The sequence below is a fragment of the Nocardia farcinica genome (genome assembly GCF_029867845.1).
GTDB classification, from domain to species: domain Bacteria; phylum Actinomycetota; class Actinomycetes; order Mycobacteriales; family Mycobacteriaceae; genus Nocardia; species Nocardia farcinica_A.
Window position 1 is genome coordinate 1 of the sequence record NZ_JARWRU010001031.1, and the last position, 3,164, is coordinate 3,164.

At 65.5% G+C, this 3,164-nt stretch carries 1 protein-coding gene and 1 pseudogene; one reads left to right on the forward strand and one right to left on the reverse strand.

The features are described from left to right. A pseudogene (locus QH283_RS22845) lies at nucleotides 1-425 on the reverse strand (hypothetical protein); the annotation flags it as partial. A 455-nt stretch (nucleotides 426-880) separates the two neighbouring features. Here QH283_RS22845 and QH283_RS22850 point away from each other — a divergent pair. Continuing rightward, a partial coding sequence (locus tag QH283_RS22850) for a (Fe-S)-binding protein (protein ID WP_280505000.1) occupies nucleotides 881-3,164 on the forward strand: 2,284 nt, incomplete at its 3' end.

The window sequence follows — 3,164 nt, forward strand, 5'->3', positions numbered from 1 at the left end:
ATGCCCTCGGGCTTCTCCGGGGTGATCTCCAGGACGGTGCCGTCCTCGACGACCTCGGACTTCACCGGGACCGGGGTGCCGAGCACATCGAAGACCAGCGGCAGCTGGAGCACCGTTTCGCCGGTCTCGTCCTTGATCTCGGCGATCGGGGTGGCCTCGGCGAGCTTCTCGGGATCGTCCCCCTCGATCTCGATCGGCTCGAGCACCGAGCTCGGGTCGAACGGCGCGCCCGGCTCGATGTCGGCGTAGAACAGCGAGAAGGTGCCACCACGCAGCTTCGTGACGATGGTCTGATCGACCAGCTTCACCGAGTAGTCGATCTCGGGAGCGGGAGCCGGCTCCGGTTCGGCGTACGAGACGCCCGCGCCGACCGTCATCGCCCCCACGACCAGTGCGGCCGCCGCAGCGCTCTTCCGGAAATTCAATGCGATGTCCTATCCAGTAGTGGTCACGACGGCCAGCACGCGCGAGAGCACACTCGATCCGAAATGTGGTCTGTCACTTCGGATTCTCCCCGAGCAGCGTAGATCTGACCATTGCGAACAAGTCGTCGGTAGCGTAGCCGAATCGTCGCCGGATTGCGATATACGCCACGAAATCTGTGAAACCGCGGAACTTAGCATGCCCTTACCGCAAAGCGGGCGAACAGGCGTGTTTACGGTGGACAAACCCCGGACACACAGGACATACCGACTTGTGTGAGATCCCTCACTGACCCCGACGGACCAGATGCCCTGCATGCGGGCCCGCAGGTCAACCGAGGATCGTATGATGAAGGGATAAGTTACCGGCGGGTAACTTACTGGCGGTTACGATACGAGCCAACCGGTCGGCGCAGGTCGGCCACACGCTCGTGTTGCCTCGAAAGAAAGGTCGCGACATGAATGCCCTGACAGTGACGCTGGGCACGATTGGAGCGGCGCTCAGCCTCTTGTGTTGGGTGTCGTTCTTCGGCGGCGTTCGGAATATCGTGCGGACCATCATGCTCGGGCAGTCCGCGCCCGACCGCTGGCGGCCGTTCTTCCCGCGGTTCAAGCAGATGATCATCGAGTTCCTGGCCCACACCAGGATGAACAAGTTCCGAACCGTGGGCTGGGCGCACTGGCTGGTGATGATCGGCTTCCTCGCCGGCTTCATCCTCTTCTTCGAGGCCTACGGCCAGACGATCAACCCCGAGTTCCACTGGCCCATCATCGGCGATCTCGCGGTCTATCACCTGCTTGACGAGATCCTCGGCATCGGCACCGTGGTCGGCATCGTGACGCTGATCGTCATCCGCCAGCTGAACCACCCGCGCGACCCCGAGCGGCTCTCGCGCTTCAGCGGCTCCAAGTTCGCCCCGGCCTACGTGATCGAGTCCATCGTCCTCGTCGAGGGCCTCGGCATGATCTTCGTCAAGGCGGGCAAGCTCGCGACCTACGGCGGAGCGCACGCCTCCACCGACTTCTTCACCATGCGGGTGGCCGAGCTGCTGCCGTCGAGCCCGACGCTGATCTCGGTCTTCGCCTTCTTCAAGCTGATGTCGGGCAGCCTGTTCCTGCTGCTGGTCGGCCGCAACCTCACCTGGGGTGTGGCCTGGCACCGCTTCGCGGCGTTCCCGAACATCTACTTCAAGCGTGACGAGGACGGCGGCGTCGCCCTCGGCGCGGCGCGGCCGATGATGTCGAACGGCAAGGCCCTCGACATGGAGAACGTCGACCCCGACAACGACACCCTCGGCGCGGGCAAGTTCGAAGACTTCACCTGGAAGGGCATCCTCGACTTCACCACCTGCACCGAGTGCGGTCGCTGCCAGTCGCAGTGCCCCGCCTGGAACACCGGCAAGCCGCTCTCGCCCAAGCTGCTCATCATGTCGCTGCGCGACCACGGCTACGCCAAGGCGCCCTACCTGCTGGCAGGCGGCCGCAAGGACATGGGCGGCGACGAGATCGGCCTGGTCGACGCCGAGGGCAAGCCGAACGAGGCCGCGCTGGCCAAGATCCCCGAGGCCGCGCGCGCCGAGGCCGAGCGCCCCCTGGTCGGCGGCGAGGACGTCAACGGCATCATCGACCCCGAGGTGCTGTGGAGCTGCACCACCTGTGGCGCCTGCGTCGAGCAGTGCCCGGTGGACATCGAGCACGTCGACCACATCATCGACATGCGCCGCTACCAGGTGCTCATCGAGTCGGACTTCCCGTCCGAGCTGGCCGGTCTGTTCAAGAACCTGGAGAACAAGGGCAACCCCTGGGGTCAGAACGCCAAGGACCGCCTGAACTGGATCAACGAGCTCGACTTCGACATCCCGGTCTTCGGCCAGGACGCGGACAGCTTCGACGGCTACGAGTACCTGTTCTGGGTCGGCTGCGCCGGCGCCTACGAGGACCGCGCCAAGAAGACCACCAAGGCCGTCGCCGAACTGCTCGCCACCGCGGGTGTGAAGTTCATGGTGCTCGGCCAGGAGGAGACCTGCACCGGCGACTCGGCTCGCCGCGCGGGCAACGAATTCCTGTTCCAGCAGCTGGCCATGCAGAACATCGAGCTGCTGAACTCGGTGTTCGAGGGCGTCGAGGATCGCAAGAAGAAGATCGTCGTCACCTGCGCGCACTGCTTCAACGCGCTGAACAACGAGTACCCGCAGGTGGGCGGCACCTACGAGGTCGTGCACCACACCCAGCTGCTCAACCGCCTGGTGCGGCAGAAGAAGCTGATCCCGGTGGCGCCGGTGTCGCAGAACGTCACCTACCACGACCCCTGCTACCTGGGTCGCCACAACAAGATCTACAACGCGCCGCGTGAGCTGATGGCGGCCTCGGGCTCGAAGCTGGTCGAGATGCCCCGCCACGGCGAACGGTCCATGTGCTGTGGCGCCGGTGGCGCGCGCATGTGGATGGAGGAGCAGCTCGGCAAGCGCATCAACATCGACCGCGTGGACGAGGCGCTGACCACCTCGCCCGCCAAGATCGCGACCGGCTGCCCGTTCTGCCGCGTCATGCTGACCGACGGTGTGACCGCGCGTCAGGAGAACGGCGAGGGCGAGGGCGTCGAGGTCGTCGATGTGGCCCAGCTGATGCTCGACGCCATCGAGCGCGTCGACGCCGCGAAGCTGAGCGAGAACCTGGTCGTCGTGCAGGAGCCGAAGGTCGAGGCCGAGCCGGAGCCCGAGCCCGCGACCGCCACCCGGGGCC